Source organism: Faecalibacterium prausnitzii, assembly GCF_049532945.1.
Taxonomy (GTDB): domain Bacteria; phylum Bacillota; class Clostridia; order Oscillospirales; family Ruminococcaceae; genus Faecalibacterium; species Faecalibacterium prausnitzii_N.
In genome coordinates, this window is record NZ_CP186691.1 from 1523519 (window position 1) to 1547516 (window position 23998).

Sequence of the window (23998 nt, forward strand, 5' to 3'; positions counted from 1 at the left end):
TAAAAACGACCATGAGCCATCAGTTGGAAACAATTATTGGTTATAAGTTCAAAAACCCGGAGCTGCTGGAGATCGCGCTCACCCATACCAGCTATGCCAACGAGAGCCGCACCCCGGTCAAGCACAACGAGCGGCTGGAATTTCTGGGCGACAGCGTGCTGCAGATCGTCTCGGCAGACTATCTGTTCCACGCCTATGCCGACCGGCCGGAGGGCGATTTGACCCGCATCCGCGCCAGCCTTGTCAGCGAGGGTGCACTGTTCCAGTTCGCGCAGGAGATCGATCTGGGCGAGTACCTGCGCCTTGGCCGCGGCGAAGAGCGCTGCGGCGGACGCAACCGCCCCAGCGTTGTGTCCGATGCGTTTGAAGCGCTGATCGCGGCTTTGTATCTGGATGGCGGCATGGATGTGGCCCGCAGCTTCATCCTGCCCTTTATCACCGAGGGCAAGCACGCCGAGGCTGACTATAAGACCCGCCTGCAGGAGATCGTGCAGCAGAACCCGGAGGAAAAGCTCAGCTACGTGGTCGAGCAGGAGTCCGGCCCGGATCACGACAAGCATTTCGTGGTGGCTGTGCGGTTCAACTCTGACCGCGTGGCCCGTGGCGAAGGCCGCAGCAAAAAAGTGGCAGAGCAGCATGCCGCCCGTGAGGCGCTCAAGCTGCTGGGTGTGATAAAGGAAAAGTAAATGGTATTCAAGGAACTGGAGATCCAGGGCTTCAAGAGCTTTCCCGATAAAGTCAAAATTCGGTTCGACGCAGGCGTTACCGGTGTGGTGGGTCCCAACGGCTCCGGCAAGTCGAACCTTTCGGACGCAGTGCGCTGGGTGCTGGGCGAGACTAGCTCCCGCCAGCTGCGCGCGGCAGGCAAGATGGAGGACGTGATCTTCGGCGGCACCCGGCGGCGCGGAGCCATGGGCTTTGCGCAGGTGCGGCTGACGCTGGACAACAGCGCCCACACGCTGGATCTGGACGCCGACGAAGCTGTCATCGGCCGCAGGTATTACCGCTCCGGCGACAGCGAGTATACCATCAACGGGCAGGTGTGCCGGTTGAAGGATGTGTACGAACTTTTGCTGGATACCGGCATTGGCCGCGACGGCTACTCGGTGATCGGGCAGGGCCGCATTGCGGAGATCGTGGCCGCAAAAAGCAGTGAGCGCCGCGAGATCTTTGAGGAAGCCTGCGGCATTGCCAAGTACCGCTACCGCAAGACCGAGGCGGAACGCCGCCTTGCTGCGGCGGGCGAAAACCTTGAACGCCTGCGGGACATCCTTGGCGAGCTGGAAAGCCGGGTAGGCCCGCTGGAAAAAGAGAGCGCCAGGGCCGAGACCTTTCTTGCCCTGAGCGCGCAGCGTAAGACGCTGGAAGTCACGCTCTGGACCGACGACGTCCACCGCGCCAGAGAGGCCGTCCGCCGCCAGGTGCGGGATCACGAGACGGCCCAGGCCGACTATGAACGCTTCGACCGGCAGGTCAAAGCCGCTGAGAGCGAGGCTGAGGAGATCCGGATGCAGGCACAGCAGCTTACGGTTGCTGTTGAGCGCCTGAATGGGGATATCCGCAGCATCACCGAGCAGATCAGCGGGTCGGAGAGCCGTATCGCTGTGCTGGAAAACGACATCCTCCGCAACGAGGAGAGCGCCGAAGAACTGCGGGCCGAGCTTGCTGCCGGTCAGCAGGACAGCACCGAAGCCGCCGCCGCATTGGAGCGCCACCGCGCGGTGGCCGCCTCCATGGAAGCCGCCGGGCAGCAGCTGGCCGCAGAACTGGCGGCACTGAACGAAGCACTGGACCGCCTGACCCACGACAACGACCGCAGCGGGGCACGGAAGGACAGCCTGCGGGCGGAGATCACGGCGCTGACAGCCCGGCGCACCGAAGCGCAGGTGGCCAGAGCCGCCGCCGAGGCCGCTGCCGAAACGGCGAAGAGCCGCCTGCCTGCGCTGGAAGAAGCCGCCGGGGCGCTGACGGCCCAGCGGGACGACGCCAAGCAGGACCTTGCGGATACTGTGAAGTACCGCGCGATGCTGGCAGAGAACGAAACACAGCTGGCCAATGTCCGCGCGGGCCTAGAACTGAAGCACAAGGCCCGCCGCGCCGCGCTGGATGCCGCTGACGACGACGAGCAGAAGCTCAGCCGCGCACTGGATGCGGCCCGCCAGCGCCTTTCCGTGCTGCGGGAACTGGAAAAGAACATGGACGGCTACCAGAACTCGGTCAAGACCGTCATGCGTGCTGCCGGTGCACGCCGCCTGCGGGGCATCATCGGGCCGGTGTCCGCCATCCTGCGTGTGGAACCGGGCCGGGAGGTCGCCATCGAGACCGCACTGGGCGGTGCGCTGCAGAACATCGTGGTAGAGAACGAAGCCGCTGCCAAAGCGGCCATTGCCCTGCTGCGCAATGACAATGCAGGCCGCGCCACCTTCCTGCCGCTGGATACCGTCCAGCCCGGCGTGTTCCGTGGCCGACTCTCCGGTACGGCACGGCTTGCCTCCAGTCTGGTGCAGGCCGACCGCCGGTATGACAACATCGTATCGAACCTGCTGGGCCGCATCATCGTGGTGGACGACATCAACGAAGCTTCTCGCGTGGCGCGGGACCTCGGCTACCACAATAAGGTCGTCACGCTGGACGGTCAGGTCGTCAATGCAGGCGGCAGCTTTACCGGCGGCAGCGTCCAGCGCAGCGCAGGCCTGTTCACTCGCAAGCAGGAGATGGAAGAGCTGCGGGTGAAAGCGGCCAAGTTACAAAAAGACTGCCTTGCTGCACAGGAAAAGACCGACCAGTGCAAGGCGCAGATGGATGCCGTTTCCGCCGAGCTGACCGCCGCGAACAGCGAACAGATCACGGCTGCGAACGACCGGGTCCGGGCCGAAGCGGAGCAGAAGCGGCTGGAAGCCGCCGTGGAGCAGGCCGAAACGGCCCTCGCCGCCCGCCGGAAGGAGATCGACACCCTCAACGCCCAGCGGACCGAAAGCCGCACCAGAGCGGCCGAGGCCGAGGGGCAGGAGGCGGAGTGCGCTGCGGCCCTTGCGGAAAAGTCGGCGGAACTCCAGCGCATCGCCGAGGGCGACGATGCCTTCCTGACCCGCCAGCGGGAGCTGGCCGACCAGCTCAGCGCAAAGCGGCTGGAACAGATCACCCGCCAGAAGGACGCCGAGCTGGCTCAGGCGCAGATCGCCGCGCTGGAACAGCGCACCAGAGACGCTGCTGCCCGCAAAGCATCGCTGGAAGAGAGCCTGACTGCGCTGGCCGATCGCAGTGCGGTCTGCCGGGCGGAGATCGAAGCCATCCGGAAGGCCAAGAGTGAGAGCGCAGAGCAGATCGCTGCGAAGGAAGCAGAGATCCGCCGGGCCACCGAAGAGCGCCTGACCCGCCAGAAGGCTGAGACCGAAGCGCTGGCCAGGGCCCGCACCGCCGCCGATGAGCGGGAGGAGATGAGCCGGGAGATGGCCCGTCTGGCCGAGCGGAAAGCGGCAGCGGAGAGCGAGTACGATGCCACCGCCGCCAAGCTCTGGGATGAATACCAGCTGACCGTCTCGCAGGCCGAAGCGCTCTGTGTGGACTTCGACAGCCTGCCTGCCCTGCGGGCGCAGGTGGCCGAGGTGCGGAACAAGATCCGTGCGCTGGGCAGCGTGAACGTCCGCGCCATTGAGGAGTACCGGGAAGTCAAGGCCCGGTACGACACCCTGCGGGTGCAGGTGGCGGATGTGGAGGGCAGCCGGAACGAGCTGAGCCGGATGATCTCGCAGCTGTCGAGCCAGATGCGGGAGATCTTCTCCGACAGCTTCCGCGCCATCAACGAAAACTTTGGCCGCGTATTTACCGAGCTGTTCGGCGGCGGCGAAGCCAGCCTTGTGCTGGAGGATGAAAGCGATGTGCTGTCCTGCGGCATCGGCATCCGGGTGGCACCGCCGGGCAAGGTGATCAAGAATCTGGAAGCGCTTTCCGGCGGCGAGCAGGCGCTGGTGGCCATCAGCATCTACTTTGCCATTCTGGCGGTCAACCCGGCCCCGTTCTGTATTCTGGACGAGATCGAAGCCGCTCTGGACGATGCCAATGTGGTGCGTTTTGCCCAGTACTTACGCCGGGTGAGCGACAAGACCCAGTTCATCGTCATCACCCACCGCCGCGGCACAATGGAAGCCGCGAATGTGCTTTACGGCGTTACCATGCAGGAGGACGGCGTGTCCAAGCTGCTCAAGCTTGATCTGGAACAGGTTGACGCAACGCTGGTTTCGTAGGTATAATAAAAGAAACCCTCTCAGAGCGCGAGGCATTGGAAACGAACCTCTCAGCCTGCCCTCGAAAGAGGCCGCACGGAGTAAAACGTAGGAGAAAAGCCGATATGGGACTTTTTGGATTTGGTAAAAAAGAAAAAGACAAGATGAAAGACGGCCTCGAAAAGACCCGCACTGGTTTCTGGGGCAATATCCTCAACACCCTCACCGGCAGCGTCATCGACGATGATATGTACGATGATCTGGAAGAGCAGCTCATCCTTGCAGATGTGGGCGGCGAGGTGGCCGTGCGTCTGGTGGATAAGCTGCGCGACCGTGTGCACGAAAAGGGCCTGAAGACCGGTGAGCAGGCAGCGGATGAGCTGCGTGAGCTCATCGCGGACGAGATGCGCCCCGAAGCGGAGATGCAGCTGGACGGCCACCCCGCCGTCATTCTGGTCATTGGCGTGAACGGCGTGGGCAAGACCACCAGCATTGCAAAGCTGGCCGATCACTACACCCGCGAGGGCAAAAAGGTGATGCTGGCCGCAGGCGATACTTTCCGTGCTGCAGCCAGCGAACAGCTGGAGATCTGGGCCGACCGCGCCGGTGTGCCCATTGTGAGCGCAGGCGAGGGCGCAGACCCGGCGGCTGTCATTTTCGACACCGTAAAGTCTGCCACCGCACGCGGTTATGACATGGTCATTGCCGACACTGCAGGCCGTCTGCACAACAAGGCAAACCTGATGGCAGAACTTTCCAAGATCAGCCGCAGCGTCAAGAAGGCCAGCCCGGAAGCCAGCCTTGAAACGCTGCTGGTGCTGGATGCCATCACCGGCCAGAACGCCATCAGTCAGGCCAAGGAATTCTGCAAGGCTGCAGATGCTACCGGCATCATCCTGACCAAGCTGGACGGCACCGCCAAGGGCGGCTGCGTGGTGGCGGTCAAGCAGCGTCTGGGACTGCCGGTGCGCTTCATCGGCGTGGGCGAGGGCATCGACGACCTGCTGCCCTTTACCCCGGAAGGTTTTGTGGAGGAACTCATCCCCCGCACCGGCTGGAAACACTGAGGAGGTACACCCATGAAAATTTGTGCAGCTACCGGCAACGCCGGAAAGCTCCGCGAACTGCGCCGCATTCTGGAAGCGCAGGGCCACGAGGTGGTCAGCCAGAAGCAGCTGGGCATCACCATCGAGCCGGAGGAGACCGGCACCACCTTTGCCGAGAACGCCCTCATCAAGGCTGAAACCATCTGCAAGGCATGCGGTCTGCCCACCATCGCCGATGACTCCGGCCTGTGCGTGGAGGCGCTGGGCGGTGCGCCTGGCGTCTACAGTGCCCGCTACTGCGGCCGCCACGGCGACGACGAAGCCAACAACGACAAGCTTCTGGACGCTATGCAGGCTGTGCCTGCCGGGCAGCGGGGTGCAAAATTCGTGTCCGCGGTGTGCTTCATCCTGCCGGATGGGCGGCATCTGACCTGCATGGGCGAGTGCCCGGGCAGCATCGCCTTTGAGCGGCTGTGCGGGGACTACGGCTTTGGCTACGATCCGCTGTTCATCCCCACCGACTGCGGCGTGGGAAAGCACGATAAGCGCCCCAACACCGAGGGCCGCAGCTACGCCCAGCTGACCCCGGACGAAAAGGATGCCATCAGCCACCGCGGCAATGCGCTGGCGGTGCTGGAACAGCAGCTGCCGGGATTTCTGGCAGAATGAACTCCCCCAGTCTGCTTCGCAGACAGCCCCCTCTCCGAGGGGGCTGGCAAAGCCGTAAGGCTTTGACTGAAGGAGTTCCTCACCGCAAGCGGAGACAATTCTAAATCGTTTCTTTATCGAAAGATCAACCTCAAAATAAAGGAGAAAAAACTATGCTGACAAGCAAACAGCGCGCCATTCTGCGCGGCAAGGCAAACACCATGGACCCCGTTTTCATCGTGGGTAAGGGCGAGATCGACGAGACCATGATCCAGGGCGTGAAGGACTGTCTGGATGCCCGTGAGCTCATCAAGCTCAAGGTGCTGGAAAACAGCATGTACAATGCCCGTGAAGCTTCGGTCAAGCTGGCTGAGGCCACCGGTGCCGACTGCGTACAGGTGATCGGCTCCAAGTTCGTGCTGTATCTGCAGAAAAAAAAGGACAGCGCCTACGCTGATCTGCTGAAATGAAAGTTCTTCTCTACGGCGGTACATTTGACCCGCCCCATAACGGCCACCTGAACAATCTGCGGGCGGCGGCGGCGCGGGTCCGGCCGGACCGGATCGTGGTCATGCCCGCCGGAACGTCTCCCTTCAAGCGGGGGACGAGCGCTTCCGGTGCGCTGCGGCTGGAGATGTGCGGCTGCTTTTCCGCGCTGGCGGAGGAGGGCGGCTTCCCGGCTCTGACCGTGAGCGGCTGGGAGGTGCAGCAGGCTGCGCAGGGGAAGCGGAACTACACCGTCCTCACGCTGGAGATGCTGGCGTCGGGATCCCCCGGCGCAGAGCTTTACCTCGCCATCGGCAGCGATATGCTGCTGAGCTTTGACGGCTGGTACCGCTGGCAGGACATCCTCAGACTGGCCCGCCTCGTGGTCACAAGCCGGAATGTCGGCGACGACCCGCTCCTCCACGAAAAGGCAAAGCAGCTGGACCCCACCGGGGCACGCATCCTGTTCGCGCCGGTGGAAGCGCTCCCCATGGCGAGCAGCGCCCTGCGCGCCCGCCTTGCCGCCGGGGAACGCTGTGAAAACGAACTCCCGCCCCTGGTGCGCCGTGTCATCCAGCGCGAGGGGCTGTACCGGGAAACAAAAGGAGACGAAGATCGGAATGACTCTGAAACAGGCAAAGGAGCTTGTGCGCGGCCGCTTGAGCGATAAGCGCTATGAGCATACCTTGAATGTGAAAAAAATGGCCGTCAAGCTGGCGAAGCGCTATGGGGCCGACGAAGAGCAGGCCGCGCTGGCAGCCCTGCTGCACGACTCGGCCAAGGAGATCAGCAAGGATGAGATGCGCGAGATCCTGCGCGCTTACCCCCAGTATGCCGAGGGCGGCGAAGAGCGCCCGGCCCCGGTGTGGCACGGCGTGTGCGCCGCCATTCTGGCCCGCACCCAGTGGGGCGTGGAGGATGAGGCCGTCCTCTCGGCCATTGCCTGCCACACGGCGGGCAAACCCGGCATGACCCGGCTTGACAAAATTTTGTATCTGGCCGATATGACCAGTGCGGAGCGGGACTGGCCCGGCGTGGAAAAGCTGCGCAAGCTGGAACGGAACGATCTGGATGCAGCCATGCTGGTGGCCCTCAAGCAGACCAACGATTTTGTGCTCTCGCAGGGCAAGCCCCTTGACCCGATGTCCAAGGCCGCTTACGAGGACATTTACGCGCAGGTGGAGGCCCGTGCCGGAACGGCTTGCGGTTCGTCCGACTGACCGGAAATGAAAACCGATTGCAGATTGTGGGGAAGGATGCTATACTAAAGGGTATCATGAATGTGAACCGACCCCGAATGAAAAAGCTGGAGGAAATCTAGGAATGAGTCAAGCTCCGCGCCGCATCAACACCCAACGCTCGCTGAACCGCCCGACGGAACAGCGGCCGACGGAGGCTCCTGCTTCCCGCCCGGCTCCGCTGCAGGGCCAGCCGGATTTCTTCGAAGAGCCGTCTGTGCCGCATCCGGAGCAGAGGCCCCGTCCGGCTGCCCCGGCGCATCCGGCCCCGGCAGCAGGCACCGGTGGAAACAGCGGCAGAACCCCGCCGCCCCGCCGGGGCGGTGCCCATGCGGCCCCCAGTGAGCCGCCCCGCCGCCGCAGCGCCAAGCCCAGAAAGAAGAAAAAAGAGCCCCCATGTGGCTTCCGCTGGCCGTGACGCTGGCGGTGCTGGCCGTCATTTCGGGCGTCGTGGTCTATGCGGCCAGCATGGTGAACCGGGTGGAGGAGAACCTGAAGCCGGAGGAAAACGCTGCTTCGCTGGTGGAGGAGATCCAGACGCTGGAGGAATACAAGGGCGATGTGGTGAACATTCTGGTCTGCGGCATCGACTACGAGGACGGCCGCGGCTATTCTTCCGATGGCACCAACGACGGCATGACCGATATGATCCTGTACGTGCAGTTCGACATCAAGAACGGTGCACTGCGGATGCTGCAGATCCCCCGCAACAGTCTGGTGGCGACCAAAAACCGGAAGATCACCCTTTCCAATGGCAAGACCTATTCCGTCTCGAACTACCAGGTCAACTCGGTGGCTCTCTCCAACGGCGGCAATGTGGCGGCTCTGGCAGAGGTCATCTACGACCAGTACAAGCTCCCCATCGACTACTATGTCACCATCGACATGCAGGCACTGGTGGATATGGTGGATAACTTTGGCGGCATTGAGGTGTATATCCCCCACGACATGTCCTTTGCAGGCAGTGCCCTGAAGCAGGGCTACCGCAATCTGAACGGTGCATCGGCAGAGTTCTTTGTGCGCTGCCGCCACGGCGACGGCTACGCCAATTCCGATATCGACCGCCTGAACATGCAGCGCTATTTCTATGCCGGCCTGTTCAAGCGGGTGCGCAGCATGGGCGTGACCGACGTCATCAACCAGCTGCCCCTGATCTTCAACAATTATATCCACACCGACATGGACCTGACCACCATCGCCAAGATGCTGGTCTCCTTTACCCGGATCGACAGCTCCAACATCATTCTGGCGCAGACACCGGTGTTCATGGGCGTGCCCAACGTGGGCAAGACCGACACCTTTGCCGGTTACTCCTGCGTGGTGCCGGATGCGGGTTCCATTGCAAACCTGCTCAACACCTACTTCCGCAATTATACCGGCCCCGTCAGCGCCGAGGAGCTCAACCTTGTGACCAACGACTGGCCCCACGGCACGGCTTCCACCAGCGCCAACGTCCAGTTCGTGGGCCAGCTCGACAAAGAGTCGGATGACGCCATCCTCAGCGGCGACACCGACGTGGCGGGTGCCACCACGACCGACGGCCAGGCGGCCGGGCAGTAACGCAAACAACAGATAGGAGAAATCAGATGGAGAACAACATCGACAGCAAGGCGCTTGCCATTGAGATCGCAAAGATCCTGGATAAGAAAAAGGCCCACGATGTGCGCGTGCTCAAGGTGGAAAGCCTGACCGTGCTCACAGATTACTTCGTTATTGCCTCCGGCACTTCCACCACGCAGGTGGCATCTCTGGCCGACGAGGTGGAGTACGAGCTTTCTCAGAAGGGTCTGGAGCCCTACAGCACGGAGGGCTACGATTCCAAGAACTGGGTGCTGCTGGATTATTCCAACGTCATCGTGCACGTATTCGTGCCCAACACCCGCACCTATTACGATCTGGAGCACCTGTGGGCAGATGGTGAGCCCATTGACATCTCGGAGTATCTAACGCCGGATCACAGCCTGTAAGGGAACATATCCCGGCCCGATGTTTTTCGGATGCTCTCTCCGTCTCGCATCCGCTCACCAGCTCCCTGGCAGGGGAACCTCTGGCGAAAACGGAACCGTTGCAAGGACTGCCAAGGCCTCTCCTACAAGGAGAGGTGGCATTGCGAAGCAATGACGGAGAGGTTGTATCGAGAAACACCGGACAATGACCGGGATTGTCATAAAAGAATCTTTGGTAGTGAAGAAAAGTCTGGAGCTGATTAACAACATGAAGTACGATTACAAGGCAGTTGAAGCCAAGTGGCAGAAGGTGTGGGAGGACGAAAAGACCTTCCATGTCGAGATCGACCACAAAAAACCCAAGTTCTATGCACTGGTCGAGTTCCCGTATCCGTCGGGTGCCGGCCTGCATGTAGGCCATCCCCGCAGCTACACCGCGCTGGACGTGGTCAGCCGCAAGCGCCGTCAGAACGGCTACAATGTGCTGTATCCCATGGGCTGGGACGCTTTTGGCCTGCCCACTGAGAACTTTGCCATGAAGAACCACATCCACCCGGCCATTGTCACCAAGAACAATGTGGACCACTTCCGCAGTCAGCTGAAGGCTTTGGGCTTCTCCTTTGACTGGGACCGCGAGATCAATACCACCGACCCCGAGTACTACAAGTGGACCCAGTGGATCTTCCTGCAGCTGTATAAGCATGGTCTGGCTTACAAGAAGGAAATGAACGTCAACTGGTGCACCGGCTGCAAGTGCGTGCTGGCCAACGAGGAAGTTGTCAACGGCGTGTGCGAGCGCTGCGGCAGCGAGGTCGTTCACCGCGTCAAGAGCCAGTGGATGCTCAAGATCACCGCTTATGCCGATAAGCTGATCGATGGTCTGGACGGTCTGGACTACATTGAGCGCGTTGCCACCCAGCAGAAGAACTGGATCGGCCGCAGCCACGGCGCAGAGGTCAACTTCGGCACCACCGCAGGCGATACCCTGACCGTGTACACCACCCGCTGTGACACCCTGTTTGGTGCCACCTACATGGTCGTTTCTCCGGAGCACGCCATGGTCAAGGAGTGGCTGGACAAGGGCATCCTCAAGAATGCCGATGCCGTCAAGGCCTATCAGGCCGAGGCAGCCCGCAAAAGCGACTTTGAGCGCAGCGAGCTGAACAAGGAAAAGACCGGTGTCAAGCTGGAAGGCGTCATGGGCATCAACCCGGTCAACGATACCGAGATCCCCATCTTTATCTCCGACTACGTTCTGTCCACCTACGGCACCGGTGCCATCATGGCTGTGCCCGCCCACGATACCCGCGACTGGGAGTTTGCCAAGAAGTTCGGCCTGCCCATCATCGAGGTGGTCAAGGGCAATACCCCGTCCAATCTGGACGAAGCCGCTTTCACCGATGTGGCCACCGGCACGCTGGTCAACTCCGGTTTCCTGAACGGCCTGTCCGTCACCGATGCAAAGAAAAAGATGATCGAATGGCTGGAGGCAAACGGCAAGGGCTGCGATAAGGTCAACTACAAGCTGCGCGACTGGGTGTTCAGCCGTCAGCGTTACTGGGGCGAGCCCATCCCCATGGTCAAGTGTGAAAAGTGCGGCTGGCAGCCCCTGCCCGAGAGCAGCCTGCCCCTGACCCTGCCGGACATCACCGATTTTGAGCCGGGTCCGGACGGAGAATCTCCGCTGGCCCGCCACAAGGACTGGGTCAAGACTACCTGCCCCTGCTGCGGCGGCCCCGCTACCCGCGAGACTGACACCATGCCCCAGTGGGCCGGTTCTTCCTGGTACTTCCTGCGCTACATGGACCCCCACTGCAAGGATGCCATTGCTTCCAAGGAAGCTCTGGAATACTGGTCTCCGGTGGACTGGTACAACGGCGGCATGGAGCACACCACCCTGCATCTGCTGTACAGCCGTTTCTGGCATAAGTTCCTGTATGATATCGGCGCTGTGCCTTCTCCGGAACCCTACCAGAAGCGCACCGCTCACGGCATGATCCTGGGCCTGAACCCCCACAGCTTTGTCAACCTGCCCGCTGAGGAGCAGGAAAAGCTGCTGAAGGAGTACGGCAGCCAGAAGGCCGCTGAAAAGGCTCTGGAAGAAAAGTACGGCGAAATGGCACGCCACCCCATCGTGAAGATGTCCAAGTCTCTGGGCAACGTCATCAACCCGGACGAGGTGGTGGACCAGTACGGTGCTGACACCATGCGTCTGTACGAGATGTTCATGGGCGACTTTGAGCAGGCTGCACCGTGGCAGACCTCTGCCATTGCAGGCTGCAGCCGCTTCCTGGACCGCGTGTGGGCGCTGAGCGACAAGCTGGTGGAGGGCGAGGGCTATCGCCCGCAGGTCGAGACCCTGATGCACCAGACCATCAAGAAGGTGGGCGCTGACATCGAGACCCTGAAGATGAACACCGCCATTGCCCAGCTCATGACGCTGGTGAACGCCCTGTACGACAACGGCGGCGCGACCAAGGCCGAGCTGGAGACCGTTGTTCAGCTGCTGAACCCGTTTGCTCCCCACATGACCGAAGAGCTGTGGGAGAAGCTGGGCCACAGCCACGACGAGCAGCTGGCTTACTACCCCTGGCCCAAGTACGAAGAGGCCAAGTGCGTGGAAAGCACGGTGGAGATCGCTGTGCAGGTGAACGGCAAGGTGAAGGCCCGCCTGAAGGTGGCTGCCGACATTGACGCTGCTGCCGCCATTGCTGCCGCCAAGGCTGACCCCGCTGTTGCTGCCGCTCTGGAAGGCAAGCAGCTGGTCAAGGAGATCTACGTCAAGGGCCGTCTGGTCAATCTGGCTGTCAAGGGCTAAACCAACCGATACCCTGCCGAAAGGCTGGATATACAACTACCCGCAGAGGCGGACTGGCGCATAAAACACCCGGGAACGTTTATTCAAAATCTTTTCAAAGATTTTGCGCAAAAAACTTTCAAAAAAAGGTTGACGAACCGGAGAAAATGCGCTATACTGTCTACTGTTAGTTACCATGTAACAACGAAATTCCTGCCTCACGGTCCAAGGGAGGGAATAAGATGTCGGAAATTCGTGTTAAAGAGGGCGAGTCGCTGGAAAGCGCACTGCGTCGCTTCAAGCGCAGCACCGCTCGCAGCGGTGTGCTCGCAGAGGTCCGTAAGCGCGAGGCTTACGAGAAGCCGTCTGTCAAGCGCAAGAAGAAGTCCGAAGCAGCCCGCAAGCGCAAGTTCAAGTAATTGATCACTTGAAGTCGCTGTTGCTTTAGATTTCATACGCGTTGCTAACGCCGATGTAGGGGAGCCTGTATTGCAGGCTCCCCTATTTTCATTGCAGGGAGAAATACTATGCTCATCACCCCCGAATACGTTTTCAAGGATGTCACCCACATCACGCCGGAATGGCTGGCGGCAAAAGGCATCACTGCGCTGGTGCTGGATATCGATAACACCCTCACCGCCGACCGCAGTCAGGAGCTGCCGGAAGATGTGGCCGTGTGGTTGGACACTATGCGCAGGGCGGGTGTCAGGCTCACCATCGTGTCCAACGGTGCGGAAAAGCGGGTGCGGCCCTTTGCCCAGAAGCTGGGCCTTGCGTACCTGTACCGCTCCGCAAAGCCGCTGCCCTTTGCTCTGATGGCAGCGCAGCACCGCATGGGCGTGAAGCACCGTCAGATGGCGATGGTGGGCGACCAGCTCTATGCCGACCGCATGGCGGCAGCGCTGTACGGCATTCCGGGCTTGATGGTGGTGCCCCGCGGCCCGGACCTCGGTGCGCAGGTCATCCTCAAGCGTAAGTGGGAGAAAAAACACTGGCAGAAATACTATGACCGGGGAGGCAAGACCCTGTGAGCGATTGGAAGATCCGGTTCGGCACCGCAGGCACCAGCGACAGCTTTGCCGCCCAAGGCTACAAAAGCAGCTTGGATGTGCCGGAGTACACCGCAAAGATGGGACTGAACGCCTTCGAGTACCAGTGCGGGCGCGGCGTGCGTCTGGGGCTGGACAAGGCTGCAAAAATGGCCGCACTGGCCGGGCCAAAGGATATCCTGTTCAGCGTGCATGCACCGTATTATATCAGCATGTCCAGTCTGGAAGAGGAAAAGCGGCTCAACAGCATCCAGTATCTGCTGCAAAGTGCGGCGGTGTGCAAAGCGCTGGGCGGCAGACGCATCATCTTCCACTCCGGCAGCTGCGGCAAGCAGAGCCGGGAAGCGGCCCTTGAAAAAGCATTGGATACCATGCGCCGTGCCGTGGAAGCGCTGGACGAAGCAGGCTTTGCCGATATGACTCTCTGCCCGGAAACCATGGGCAAGATCGGCCAGCTGGGCACACTGGACGAGGTGCTGGCGCTGTGCAGCGTGGATAAGCGCATTATGCCCTGCATCGACTTCGGCCACCTGAATGCCCGCACTCTGGGCGGCATCCGCTCGAAAGAGGACTACGCTGCCATCCTTGACCGCATGGCGGAAAAGCTGGGGGACCAACGGGCAGAACGGTTCCATGTGCATTTTTCCCGCATCGAGTATTCGGCGGGCGGCGAAAAGCGCCACTGGACCTTTGCCGAGACCCAGTTCGGCCCGGAGCCGCAGCCGCTGATGGAACTGCTGGCTGAGCGGAAGCTGCAGCCGGTTATCATCTGCGAGAGCGCGGGCACGCAGGCTGAGGATGCCGGGACTATGCAGCAGATGTACCATGCAGCGTGCAAAACGTAAAAAATTTTGTGTTTTTATCGTCTTTTTTGCCGAAACCCCTTGCCAAATGCAAACGGATTGGGTAAAATAAATAGAGATATGCGTTAAGCATTTGAGATTAAACTAATGGAGGAATTCCTATGATTTCTGCAGGCGAGTTTCGCAATGGCGTGACCTTTGAGCAGGACGGCCAGGTTCTTCAGGTCGTTGAGTTCCAGCACGTGAAGCCCGGCAAGGGCGCTGCCTTTGTCCGTACCAAGACCAAGAACGTGATTACCGGCTCTGTGGTTGAGACCAGCTACAACCCGACCGCAAAGTTCCCGCAGGCTTTCATCGAGCGCAAGGACGTGACCTATAGCTACGAGGATGGCGATCTGTACCACTTCATGGACAACGAGACCTACGATGACATCCCCGTCAACGCAGCCGATGTGCCCGATAACTTCAAGTTCTGCAAGGAGAACGAGCTGTGCAAGCTGCTGAGCTACAAGGGCAAGGTGTTCAGCGTCGAGATCCCCAACTTCATCGAGCTGGAAGTTACCCAGACCGAGCCGGGTGTCAAGGGCAACACTGCCACCAACACCCTGAAGCCCGCTACCGTCGAGACCGGTGCTGAGATTCGTGTGCCTCTGTTCATCAACGAGGGCGACCACATCCGCATCGATACCCGCACCGGCGAGTATATGGAGCGCGTCTGATCCCTTTAACGCCAAACCGGGCTGCGGGCAACCGTTTGCCCGGTTTTTTGTTCAGGAAAACGGCTTTGCCTTCTCAGGCCGCTTCGCGTCCGTTGCATGGACAGCCAAAACCTCCCGCTTCGGGGGGAGGTGGCATCGCACAGCGATGACGGAGAGGGTGAGCCCGTTGACCGGCTTAGAAATTTTATAGACTAGGAGGCATTCGTATGGAACTGAACAAAAAGGCAGCTTATCTGCAAGGTCTGGTCGATGGTCTGGGCATTGATGATACCACCAAAGAGGGCAAAATCATCAAAGCCATGAGCGAGCTGCTGTGTGAGATGGCACAGGCCGTGGACGGCATTGACGAGGATGTGACCCAGGCTTACGACCAGATCAACGACCTGAGCGATGAGCTGGAAGATCTGGAAGCAGATCTGTACGAAGACGACGATGCCGACGAGGAAGACGACGAGCCTGAAGCAGAGGACGACGCCGACGACAACGCCGATGTGGCCAGCGAGCCGTTCTATGAAGTGGCCTGCCCCAACTGCGGCGAGACCGTTTACGTCAGCGAGGATGATCTGGATGCAGGCGAGGCCATCTGCCCCAGCTGCAAGGTCGCCTTTGAGGTGGCTCTGGCCGACGACGAGGAGCCCGAAGAGGACGACGGCCCCGTGCAGTACGAAGTGACCTGCCCGGACTGCGGCACCACCGCCGTGTTTGAGGAAGACGAACTGCTGGACGGCGAGCCTACCTGCCCCAACTGCGGCAAACCGCTGGACTTTGAAGTAACCGAAGAGTAAATCCGATGCAAAAGGGCCTGTCTCCCATGGGAGACAGGCCCTTTTTTGACGGCCGCCGAACGATCAGCGGCTCTCGTTTGCCTTCTGCAGCCAGATGCTGCCGATGTCCAAAGCGTTGTACAGGCCGATCTTGGTGGTCTGGCGGAATACGCGGGCTTCGGGGGCGAGGCTGTCGTTGGTGGAGAACACCTGGATGTGGACCTTATCGGCCACCTCCATCCCGCCCACGGGCTTGGTGCTCAAGATCTGCATACGCAGTACATATGGGTCGGTCATATTGCCGTAGTACAGCTCATTGTCCTTGCGGACGAGGGGCTTGCCTTTATAAGTCAGTTTTGGAGTAAATGCCATCGTGAAAGCCTCCCTATCGTTTAGATTCACTTTAGTATATCACACATCCGGGGGTGGATGCAAGCCAGATGGGCACTTCACACGCACTTTTTTGGCGCGGGAAGTTTTTCCTTGACAAAGGGCGTTCGGGTGTGTTATCATTCGGTCAGAAGAGGTTTTTGTTGCTGACGGAACCTTGTGGAGCACCACAGTGCAGCAGAGACCGGGTTTGATGTCAATGCCGACCGTCTGGGCAGCCTTGCGCAATTGCTGTGCAAAGCTGCCTTTTTTGTTTTGAAGGAGGATGTTCCATGAAGTCTGATATCGAGATCGCACAGGAAGCCAAAATGAAACCCATCACCGAGATTGCCGCCCAGCTGGGCCTTTCCGATGAGCACGTGATCCCCTATGGCCGCTACAAGGCCAAGATCGATCACCGCCTGATCCACGATGCCAAAAAGCAGGGCAAGCTGATCCTTGTCACTGCCATCAGCCCCACCCCGGCGGGCGAGGGCAAGACCACCACCAGCGTGGGTCTGGCCGATGCCATGAACGCTCTGGGCAAGAAGACCATGCTCTGCCTGCGTGAGCCGTCCCTCGGCCCCGTGTTCGGTGTCAAGGGCGGCGCAGCCGGCGGCGGCTATGCACAGGTGGTGCCCATGGAGGATATCAACCTGCACTTCACCGGCGACCTGCACGCCATCGGCACAGCCAACAACCTGCTGGCTGCCATGATCGACAACAGCATCCAGCAGGGCAACCCGCTGAACATCGACCCCCGCCGCATCACATGGAAGCGCTGCATGGACATGAACGACCGCCAGCTGCGGTTCATCGTGGACGGTCTGGGCGGCAAGGTGAACGGCACCCCCCGCGAGGACGGCTTTGATATCACCGTTGCCAGCGAGGTGATGGCAATTTTCTGCCTTGCCACCAGCATTTCCGATCTGAAGGAGCGTCTTTCCAAGATCGTGTGCGCCTACACCTACGACGGCAAGCCCGTCACTGCCGGTGAGATCGGTGCTGCCGGTGCCATGACCGCCCTGCTGAAGGACGCGCTGGACCCGAACCTTGTACAGACGCTGGAAAACAACCCCGCCATCATCCACGGCGGTCCCTTTGCCAACATCGCCCACGGCTGCAACAGCGTGCTGGCTACCAAGCTGAGCCTTTCTCTGGCCGACTACACTATCACTGAGGCCGGTTTCGGTGCTGATCTGGGCGCAGAGAAGTTTTTGGATATCAAGTGCCGCTACGCCGGTATCGTTCCCTCTGCCTGCGTGCTGGTGGCCACTGTGCGTGCCCTCAAGAGCCACGGCGGCGTGGCAAAGGCCGACCTGAGCCAGCCCAACCTCGAAGCCGTCAAGGCCGGTGCATCCAACCTCATCCGCCACATCGACAACCTGAAAAATGGCTTCGGCCTGCCGGTGGTGGTCGCCATCAATGCCTTCCCCACCGATACCGCCGAAGAGCAGGCCTATGTGGAGCAGGTGTGCGCCGAGCAGGGTGTTCCCTGCGTGCTGAGCGAGGTATTCGTCAAGGGCGGCGAGGGCGGCAAAGCTCTGGCCGAGAAGGTGCTGGAGGTGCTGGAGGATCGTCCCATCCAGTACACCTACCCGCTGGAAATGCCCCTGAAGGACAAGATCAACGCCATCGCCACCAAAATTTACCGGGCCGACGGTGTGAACTACAGCGCCGCCGCCAGCAAGACACTGGCCGAGCTGACTGAGATGGGTTATGGGAACCTGCCCGTGTGCATCGCCAAGACCCAGTACAGCTTCAGCGACAACGCAAAGCTCATCGGTGCCCCCACCGGCTTTACCATGGAGGTGCGCGAGGTGCGCCTTGCTGCCGGTGCAGGCTTTGTGGTGGTCATCTGCGGTAATATCATGACCATGCCGGGCCTGCCCAAAAAGCCCGCCGCTGTGAACATCGATGTGGATGCCGACGGCAAGATCACCGGCCTGTTCTGATTTTGCACAAAAAGGAAGGCTCCCTCGACAACCGCCGGGGGAGCCTTCCTTTTTTGTAATCGTATCATGCCGCAGCGGAGGTCACGCCGGGGTTGATGGTGTGGGTGCGGAGGTAATCGACCCAGGCGGTGTAGCCTTCGGGCTTGACGTGGTAACCGTCGTTCTGGGCATATTCGGCCTTCAGGTCGCCGTTCTCGTCGGCCAGGGCCTCCCACAGGTTGAGGAAGACGCAGCCTTTTTCGAGCGCGATGGCGGAAAGCTCATCGTTGATCTCGCACAGGCGCTCTTTGTAGAGGCCGGGGTGAGAGGCCCGGACTTCCGGCCGCACCGGCGTGATGGACTGCACATAGATCTGCGTGTTGGGCAGAGCCTGTGCGATCATGTCTAGCATGAGGCGGTAGTAGGTGAGGAAGCTGGAATAATCGCCGTCCCGGTTGAGCACGTTGGTGCCGAGCAGGATGTAGAGCACCTTTGGCTGCTGGGCCGTCAGCACCTCCATCGGAATCTCCTGGACGCCATCCCGGCGGGTGCAGGTGGTGCTGTTGACCACGGCGTTGGGGCCGATGCCTTTATAGGCGCAGAAGGAGGCTTCCGGCAGGCCGGTGCTGTAGATCTGCATGCCCTGCGTCAGGCTGTCGCCCAGAAAACAGGCGTCGTTGAAATAGCTGCGGTCCACGGCCGGGCTTTCGGCCAGCGCGGCCAGACGGAAATCCATGGCGGTGGTGCCGTCGGCGCTGAGCTGCACCGCCAGCCGCCGGGCGGGCGTGTAGTTGACGGTGTTCCACTCGCTGCCCTGCAGCTCCTGCTGGAAGATGGTCGGCCCCTGCACGGCGGCGGGGGACTGCTCCCGGTGGAGCCGTTTCCACAGTGTGCCCACGACGCTCACCAGCACCAGCAGGAAGAGCAGCCCTGCAACGGAGAAGGTCCGGAACCAGCGCTTGCGGAGGATACGGCGGCGGTATTCCTGATAATCAGCCATAAAACACCCTGCTTTCTGTAGCTTATTTCCTTCATTATACAGCATGGCAGGCCCCGGCGCAAGCCATGCCGCAAATCCTTTGCGTTAGGACAGGGTTTGTGCTATAATTATTCTGGTTTATTATGAGAAAACGTCGGTTCAGGGCAGAACGCTCTGCCGACGGCAAGCAAAGAAAGCAGGAATCGAATCTTATGCTGCAAAACCCTGAATTGCATTATCTGGATAACGCCGCTACCACCATGGTGGCTCCCGAGGTGGCGGATGTCATCGACAAGGCCATGCGGGAACACTGGGCAAACCCGTCCAGCCTGTACGGCCCCGGTGCCCGCAGCGAGGAAGCGCTGAACGCCGCCCGTGCCGCTGTGGCCCGTACACTGGGCTGCAAGCCAAAGGAGCTGTATTTTACCTCCTGCGGCAGCGAGAGCAACAATCTGGCCCTGCTGGGCGCGGTGCGCACCCGCACTTTCGGCAAGGGCATCGTGGTGTCCGGCTTTGAGCACCCCAGTGTGCAAAAGCCGCTGGAACGTCTGGCCGCGATGGGCTATGACGTCACGGTCGTGGCCCCCCGCCCGGACGGCACATTGGATATCAACGAAATGCTGGAGCATGTGGACAAGAACACCATCCTCGTGGCCTGCATGATGGTGAACAACGAGGTGGGCACCCGCAACGATGTGGAACGCCTTGCCGCCGAGGTCAAGCGCCGCAACAGCCGCACCATTGTCCATGTGGACGCAGTGCAGGCGTGGATGCGTGTGCCCATCAAGCTGACGAACATCGACATCCTGTCGGTGAGCGGCCACAAGATCCACGCTCCCAAGGGCGTGGGGGCGCTCTACCTCAGCGACAGTCTGGCACAGGCGTTCCGGCCGCCCTATCTGGGCGGTGAGCAGGAGCGCGGCCTGCGCCCCGGCACCGAGAACCTGCCCTACGCGGTGGGGCTGGCCGCTGCGGTCAGCCGCCTTTCGAAGAACATGAAGAGCCGGGACACCGCCGTCCGCGCCCTGAACCAGCAGCTGCGCGAGGGGCTGAAAGCTTTCCCCGAAGTGGAGATCAACAGCCCGGAAAACGCCGTGCCCGAGGTGCTGAACTTCAGTGAGATGTGCATCAAGAGCGAGACCATGCTGGCATGGCTGGCCGAAGCACAGGTGTATGTTTCCTCGGCAAGTGCCTGCGGCCGCGGCCAGCCCAGCCATACGCTGGCGGCCATGGGCAAAGACCCGCTTGCCATCGACACGGCCATCCGCGTGTCCTTCTGCGGCGACAACACCCCGGAGGATGTGGATGCTTTCCTCAACCGCTTTGAGGATGGCATGAAGCATTTGCAGAGAATAAGGAGATAATATATGAGAGAGATCATTATGGGCTATCAGGGTGAGATGTCCCTGAAAGGCCTCAACCGCAACCAGTTCGAGTCGGCGATGATGAAAATTCTGCGCTACCGGCTCAAGACCGTGGGCAAGTTCAAGGTCTACTGCACCCAGTCCACCTTTTACATGGAGCCTGAGGAAGAGGACGTGGATATGGACCTCGCCTTTGACCGGGTGAGCAAGGTGTTCGGCCTTGCGGCGCTCAGCCGCGCCGTGGTCTGCGACAAGGACTTTGACACCATCTGCCAGACCGCTGAGGATTACCTCGGCGCCAGCCTGCACGGCATCCGTACCTTCAAGGTGGAAGCCCGCCGCTCCGACAAGACCTACCCCATGACCAGCCCTGAATTGATGCGGGAGCTGGGTGCCTATCTGCTGGGCAAACACAACTACCTCAAGGTGGATGTGCATAACCCGGATTTCAAGGTCATCGTGGAAATTCGCGATTACGGCGCGTATATTCACGGCCCGAAAGTACCCGGTGAGGGCGGTCTGCCCGTGGGCACCAGCGGCCGTGCATTGAACATGCTGTCTGGCGGCATCGACAGTCCCGTGGCAGCTTACCGCATGGCAAAGCGCGGTCTGGCACTGGACCACATCCACTTTGCGTCTCCGCCGTACACTTCGGAGCGTGCAAAGCTCAAGGTGAAGGCTCTGGCGCAGCTCACCAGCATCTATACGGGCAGTTCCAATCTGTTCGTCGTGCCCTACACCAAGCCGCAGGAGTACATCCGGGATAATGCTCCGGATGTGCTGTTCACGGTGCTGATGCGCCGCAGCATGATGCGCATTGCTAACGTCATTGCCAAAAAGCAGGGCTGCGAAGCCCTTGTTACCGGCGAGAGTCTGGCTCAGGTAGCCAGCCAGACCGTCAAGGCCCTGCAGTGCACCGATGCTGCGCAGGATCTGCCCATCCTGCGCCCGCTCATCGGCATGGACAAGACCGAGATCGTGGAGACGGCACGCCACATCAACACCTTTGAGACCAGCATCCTGCCCTACGAGGACTGCTGCACCATCTTCACCCCGCCGCACCCGAAGATCCGCCCGGAGCTGGCCGAAATTCTGGAAGCCGAAGCCGCCATGCCCGGCCTTGCCGCGCTGGAAGCCGAAGCAGCAGAGAGCGCCGAGCGCATCCGCATCCGTATCACCGATCAGGTCGAATTTGAGGGGTGAAAGCCATGACAGCAGAGATCATCAGTGTGGGCACCGAGCTGCTGCTCGGCAACATTTTGAACACCAACGCCCAGTACCTCAGCCGGGAGCTGGCGGCTCTGGGCATCACCGTCCAGCGCGAGAGCACCATTGGCGACAACCACGGCCGTTTGGCAGATTTCGTCAACGAGGCAAAGCAGCGGTGCGACCTGCTGGTGTTCACCGGCGGCCTTGGCCCCACGGCGGATGACCTGACCAAGGAGACCGTGGCGGCCTGCTACGGCGATACGTTGGCCTTTGACGAAGAAGAGTGGGCGAAGATCACAGGCTATTTTGCCCGTTCCGGCCGCGAGACGACCCCAAACAACCGCAAGCAGGCCATGGTGCCGGTGCACGGGCGGAAGATCGTCAACCACCACGGTACCGCCCCCGGCGCCTGGTTCGAGCAGGACGGCCGCTGCGCCGTTCTGATGCCGGGCGTCCCCAGCGAGATGAAGGCGATGTGGACGGAGAGCATCCGCCCGCTGCTGCTGGCCCGCCAGAACTGCACCCTGCATTCCATCACGCTGCGGGTGCTGGGCGGCGAAAGCGATATCGAATACCGTGTGCGGCATCTGCTGGAAAACACAAATCCCACCGCCGCCATCTACTGCAAGACCGGCGAGTGCGAGATCCGCATTACTGCCCGGGCAGAAACCGACAGTTCAGCCGAAAAAATGTGCCGCGCATACGCCACAAAGTTCTATGATCTGCTGGGTGATGCGGTGTATGATGAGGATGTGACCGGTCTGGAAGAGACTCTGGTGCACACCCTGAAGAAAAAGGGGCTCACCATTGCCACGGCAGAAAGCTGCACAGGCGGCATGATCGCAGAGCGTATCACCGCAGTGTCAGGCTCCAGCGAGGTGTTCGGCTTCGGCTTTGTTACCTACTGGGAGCAGGCCAAGGCGAAGCTCGTCGGCGTGGACCCGGACGTCATCGCGCGATACAATGTGGTGTCCGCACCGGTGGCAGCACAGATGGCACTGGGCGCGGCGAAGGCGTCCGGCTCGGACATCGCCGTCAGCGTGACCGGCGTAGCAGGCCCCAACGGCGGCGATGCCGTCCGCCCGGTGGGCACGGTGTATCTGGGTGCGGCCTGCGGTGAGACCGTCTATGTAAAAAAGCTCTTCGTCTCCCGCCCCGACCGTGCGCTGGTGCGTGCCCGCGCGGCACAGGCGGCACTGGAACTGGCGCTGCGTCTGGCTCAGGGCAGGACCCCCGCAGGCACAAAGCCCCTGACCGCAGCCCAGCAGCACGACACGGCCGTGCTCGATGCGCTGGACGCGGCATTCTTGAGCGAATAACACACGCAGGGGTGAGCAGCATTGACAGAAGAAAAGAAGGCCGAATGTGTGCTGCGGCTGTTCGGAGTGCCGGACGCCGCCGTGAAAGAGGCTGCGGGCGGGTTTTCGCCCCAGTGGAAGGCGGAGGCACGCTGGAAGAGCCGGGGCGCAGAGACTCTGGTGGCGCTTTCGGCCCAGAACCCGGCGGGCCTGAAAAAGGCCGCGCAGGCGCTGCGGGAGAAGTTTTCCGCCGACCTGTACGGGGCCGGGGAGACTACGCTGGCCGAGGCCGCCGTGCAGGAACTGGAACGGCACGACCGACTCCTCATCTGTTCGGATGCTGCCGCCGGGACCCTTCTGGAGGCCCGGCTGGAGACCATCGCCGGGGCGGAACGGGTCTTTGACTTTGGGGCGCTGAGCTATGCCCACCCCAAGACCGGCGCAAAAATCGAGCAGCAGGCGGCGGCGCACCTGCCTGCCGACACCACCGACCCGGTGCGCCGTGCGCTGGCAAAAGCGCAGGCGGCCCGCCGGGTGGTGGGCTGTGACCTTGCCGCCGGGTGCGCCGAGCGGGAAGGGGACTGTGTACTGGTGCTCAGCTGCAAAAAAGGCTGCTGGCTGCGCACGGTCCCGCTGGCGGACAGGCCTGCCCTCTGGCTGCTGGACATGATCCGCCGCGCAGCCTGTGACCTGCCGCAGGCCGCAGGCACCGGCTTTCTGCCCGCCCGCAAGGCCGCCCGGACGGCCCAGCCGGAGGCGGCCCCGCCTGCCCGCAGGCCTCGCCGCGCCCGGCGGGTGCTGGTGGTTCTGCTGGTGCTGGCTGTGCTGGCCGCGCTCTGCACCGCCGGGGCATGGGTGTACACGGGCGGCAACTTCTACGCGCTGCCCCAGCGCCTGCGTTCCCTCTGGGCCGACGGCCTGCCGCATTCGGGGGCTGTGCTGTTGTAATAAAAGGCTGCTGGATACTCCTTCAGTCACGGATTCGCCGTGCCAGTTCCCTCCAAGAGGGAGCCTTGACGTGCCGGAACGCTGTGAAAGCCTCCCTCGTTGAGGAAGGTGGCATCGCGCCAGCGATGACGAAGGGAGTTTTCAGCGGCCTTTTTGTTGATTTTACAGAAAATTCATT

At 61.2% G+C, this 23998-nt stretch carries 23 protein-coding genes and 1 riboswitch; of the genes, 21 read left to right on the forward strand and 2 right to left on the reverse strand.

What is annotated here, in order from left to right; all coding sequences use genetic code 11:
• Positions 1 to 11 precede the first annotated feature (11 nt).
• The 16 genes from rnc (at position 12) to ACNQFG_RS07690 (ending at position 15740) form a co-directional block, all read left to right on the forward strand.
• Complete coding sequence (gene rnc, locus ACNQFG_RS07615; RefSeq protein WP_423406505.1) at positions 12 to 686, forward strand: ribonuclease III; 675 nt, start codon at positions 12 to 14, stop codon at positions 684 to 686.
• Complete coding sequence (smc, locus tag ACNQFG_RS07620) at positions 687 to 4244, forward strand: chromosome segregation protein SMC (protein WP_423406506.1); 3558 nt, start codon at positions 687 to 689, stop codon at positions 4242 to 4244. It abuts the gene before it with no gap.
• 104 nt (positions 4245 to 4348) lie between these two features.
• Entirely contained in the window at positions 4349 to 5290 is a 942-nt protein-coding gene (gene ftsY, locus ACNQFG_RS07625; protein WP_423406507.1) for a signal recognition particle-docking protein FtsY, read from the forward strand.
• A 12-nt stretch (positions 5291 to 5302) separates the two neighbouring features.
• On the forward strand, positions 5303 to 5938 hold the full coding sequence (rdgB, locus tag ACNQFG_RS07630; protein WP_332376488.1) for an RdgB/HAM1 family non-canonical purine NTP pyrophosphatase: 636 nt from the start codon (positions 5303 to 5305) through the stop codon (positions 5936 to 5938).
• A gap of 152 nt (positions 5939 to 6090) precedes the next feature.
• Positions 6091 to 6387 carry a YhbY family RNA-binding protein gene (locus tag ACNQFG_RS07635; protein WP_005944364.1) on the forward strand — a complete coding sequence of 99 codons (297 nt, stop codon included), beginning with the start codon at positions 6091 to 6093 and terminating at the stop codon, positions 6385 to 6387.
• Entirely contained in the window at positions 6384 to 7073 is a 690-nt protein-coding gene (gene nadD / locus ACNQFG_RS07640; protein WP_423406508.1) for a nicotinate (nicotinamide) nucleotide adenylyltransferase, read from the forward strand. Before ACNQFG_RS07635 ends, nadD begins: the two co-directional genes overlap by 4 nt.
• On the forward strand, positions 7024 to 7623 hold the full coding sequence (gene yqeK / locus ACNQFG_RS07645; RefSeq protein ID WP_423406509.1) for a bis(5'-nucleosyl)-tetraphosphatase (symmetrical) YqeK: 600 nt from the start codon (positions 7024 to 7026) through the stop codon (positions 7621 to 7623). The genes nadD and yqeK overlap by 50 nt, the downstream gene beginning before the upstream one ends.
• Before the next feature lie 103 nt (positions 7624 to 7726).
• Positions 7727 to 8059: a hypothetical protein gene (locus ACNQFG_RS07650; RefSeq protein ID WP_423406510.1), complete on the forward strand. Its 333-nt coding sequence runs from the start codon at positions 7727 to 7729 to the stop codon at positions 8057 to 8059.
• Positions 8038 to 9201, forward strand: coding sequence for an LCP family protein (locus tag ACNQFG_RS07655; protein WP_423406511.1), 1164 nt, complete (start codon positions 8038 to 8040; stop codon positions 9199 to 9201). The genes ACNQFG_RS07650 and ACNQFG_RS07655 overlap by 22 nt, the downstream gene beginning before the upstream one ends.
• 26 nt (positions 9202 to 9227) lie before the next feature.
• Complete coding sequence (gene rsfS, locus ACNQFG_RS07660) at positions 9228 to 9608, forward strand: ribosome silencing factor (RefSeq protein WP_423406512.1); 381 nt, start codon at positions 9228 to 9230, stop codon at positions 9606 to 9608.
• Between the two features lie 247 nt (positions 9609 to 9855).
• Entirely contained in the window at positions 9856 to 12405 is a 2550-nt protein-coding gene (leuS, locus tag ACNQFG_RS07665; RefSeq protein WP_423406565.1) for a leucine--tRNA ligase, read from the forward strand.
• Between the two features lie 221 nt (positions 12406 to 12626).
• Positions 12627 to 12803: a 30S ribosomal protein S21 gene (gene rpsU / locus ACNQFG_RS07670; RefSeq protein ID WP_005928271.1), complete on the forward strand. Its 177-nt coding sequence runs from the start codon at positions 12627 to 12629 to the stop codon at positions 12801 to 12803.
• 108 nt (positions 12804 to 12911) lie between these two features.
• Positions 12912 to 13415, forward strand: coding sequence for a YqeG family HAD IIIA-type phosphatase (locus tag ACNQFG_RS07675; RefSeq protein ID WP_097775264.1), 504 nt, complete (start codon positions 12912 to 12914; stop codon positions 13413 to 13415).
• Positions 13412 to 14278, forward strand: a complete 867-nt coding sequence (locus tag ACNQFG_RS07680; RefSeq protein WP_097775265.1) for a TIM barrel protein — start codon at positions 13412 to 13414, stop codon at positions 14276 to 14278. The genes ACNQFG_RS07675 and ACNQFG_RS07680 overlap by 4 nt, the downstream gene beginning before the upstream one ends.
• A gap of 119 nt (positions 14279 to 14397) precedes the next feature.
• A complete protein-coding gene (gene efp / locus ACNQFG_RS07685; RefSeq protein WP_005928281.1) occupies positions 14398 to 14955 on the forward strand; it encodes an elongation factor P in 558 nt (185 codons plus the stop codon).
• A gap of 206 nt (positions 14956 to 15161) precedes the next feature.
• Positions 15162 to 15740 carry a CD1247 N-terminal domain-containing protein gene (locus tag ACNQFG_RS07690; RefSeq protein WP_423406513.1) on the forward strand — a complete coding sequence of 193 codons (579 nt, stop codon included), beginning with the start codon at positions 15162 to 15164 and terminating at the stop codon, positions 15738 to 15740.
• Between the two features lie 63 nt (positions 15741 to 15803).
• Here the strand turns inward: ACNQFG_RS07690 and ACNQFG_RS07695 are convergent, their stop codons facing one another.
• Complete coding sequence (locus ACNQFG_RS07695) at positions 15804 to 16091, reverse strand: hypothetical protein (protein WP_423406514.1); 288 nt, start codon at positions 16089 to 16091, stop codon at positions 15804 to 15806.
• Positions 16092 to 16241: 150 nt separating this feature from the next.
• A riboswitch (ZMP/ZTP riboswitch) is annotated at positions 16242 to 16332 on the forward strand.
• A gap of 49 nt (positions 16333 to 16381) precedes the next feature.
• On the opposite strand from ACNQFG_RS07695, the gene ACNQFG_RS07700 reads away from it, so the two are divergent.
• A complete protein-coding gene (locus tag ACNQFG_RS07700; RefSeq protein WP_423406515.1) occupies positions 16382 to 18043 on the forward strand; it encodes a formate--tetrahydrofolate ligase in 1662 nt (553 codons plus the stop codon).
• A 64-nt stretch (positions 18044 to 18107) separates the two neighbouring features.
• On the opposite strand, the gene ACNQFG_RS07705 is transcribed toward ACNQFG_RS07700, so the two are convergent.
• Positions 18108 to 19022 carry a GDSL-type esterase/lipase family protein gene (locus ACNQFG_RS07705; protein WP_423406516.1) on the reverse strand — a complete coding sequence of 305 codons (915 nt, stop codon included), beginning with the start codon at positions 19020 to 19022 and terminating at the stop codon, positions 18108 to 18110.
• Between the two features lie 191 nt (positions 19023 to 19213).
• Between ACNQFG_RS07705 and ACNQFG_RS07710 the strand changes: the two genes are divergently transcribed.
• Genes ACNQFG_RS07710 through ACNQFG_RS07725 form a run of 4 tightly spaced genes read left to right on the forward strand, consistent with a single transcriptional unit; the run spans position 19214 to position 23820 of the window.
• The gene (locus ACNQFG_RS07710; RefSeq protein ID WP_423406517.1) at positions 19214 to 20365 is read left to right on the forward strand and encodes a cysteine desulfurase family protein; all 1152 of its coding nucleotides are present in this window, start codon (positions 19214 to 19216) and stop codon (positions 20363 to 20365) included.
• A 3-nt stretch (positions 20366 to 20368) separates the two neighbouring features.
• Entirely contained in the window at positions 20369 to 21568 is a 1200-nt protein-coding gene (gene thiI / locus ACNQFG_RS07715; RefSeq protein WP_423406518.1) for a tRNA uracil 4-sulfurtransferase ThiI, read from the forward strand.
• Positions 21569 to 21573: 5 nt separating this feature from the next.
• Positions 21574 to 22893: a competence/damage-inducible protein A gene (locus tag ACNQFG_RS07720; RefSeq protein WP_423406519.1), complete on the forward strand. Its 1320-nt coding sequence runs from the start codon at positions 21574 to 21576 to the stop codon at positions 22891 to 22893.
• A 21-nt stretch (positions 22894 to 22914) separates the two neighbouring features.
• Positions 22915 to 23820 carry a hypothetical protein gene (locus tag ACNQFG_RS07725; protein ID WP_423406520.1) on the forward strand — a complete coding sequence of 302 codons (906 nt, stop codon included), beginning with the start codon at positions 22915 to 22917 and terminating at the stop codon, positions 23818 to 23820.
• The last annotated feature ends 178 nt before the right edge of the window (positions 23821 to 23998 follow it).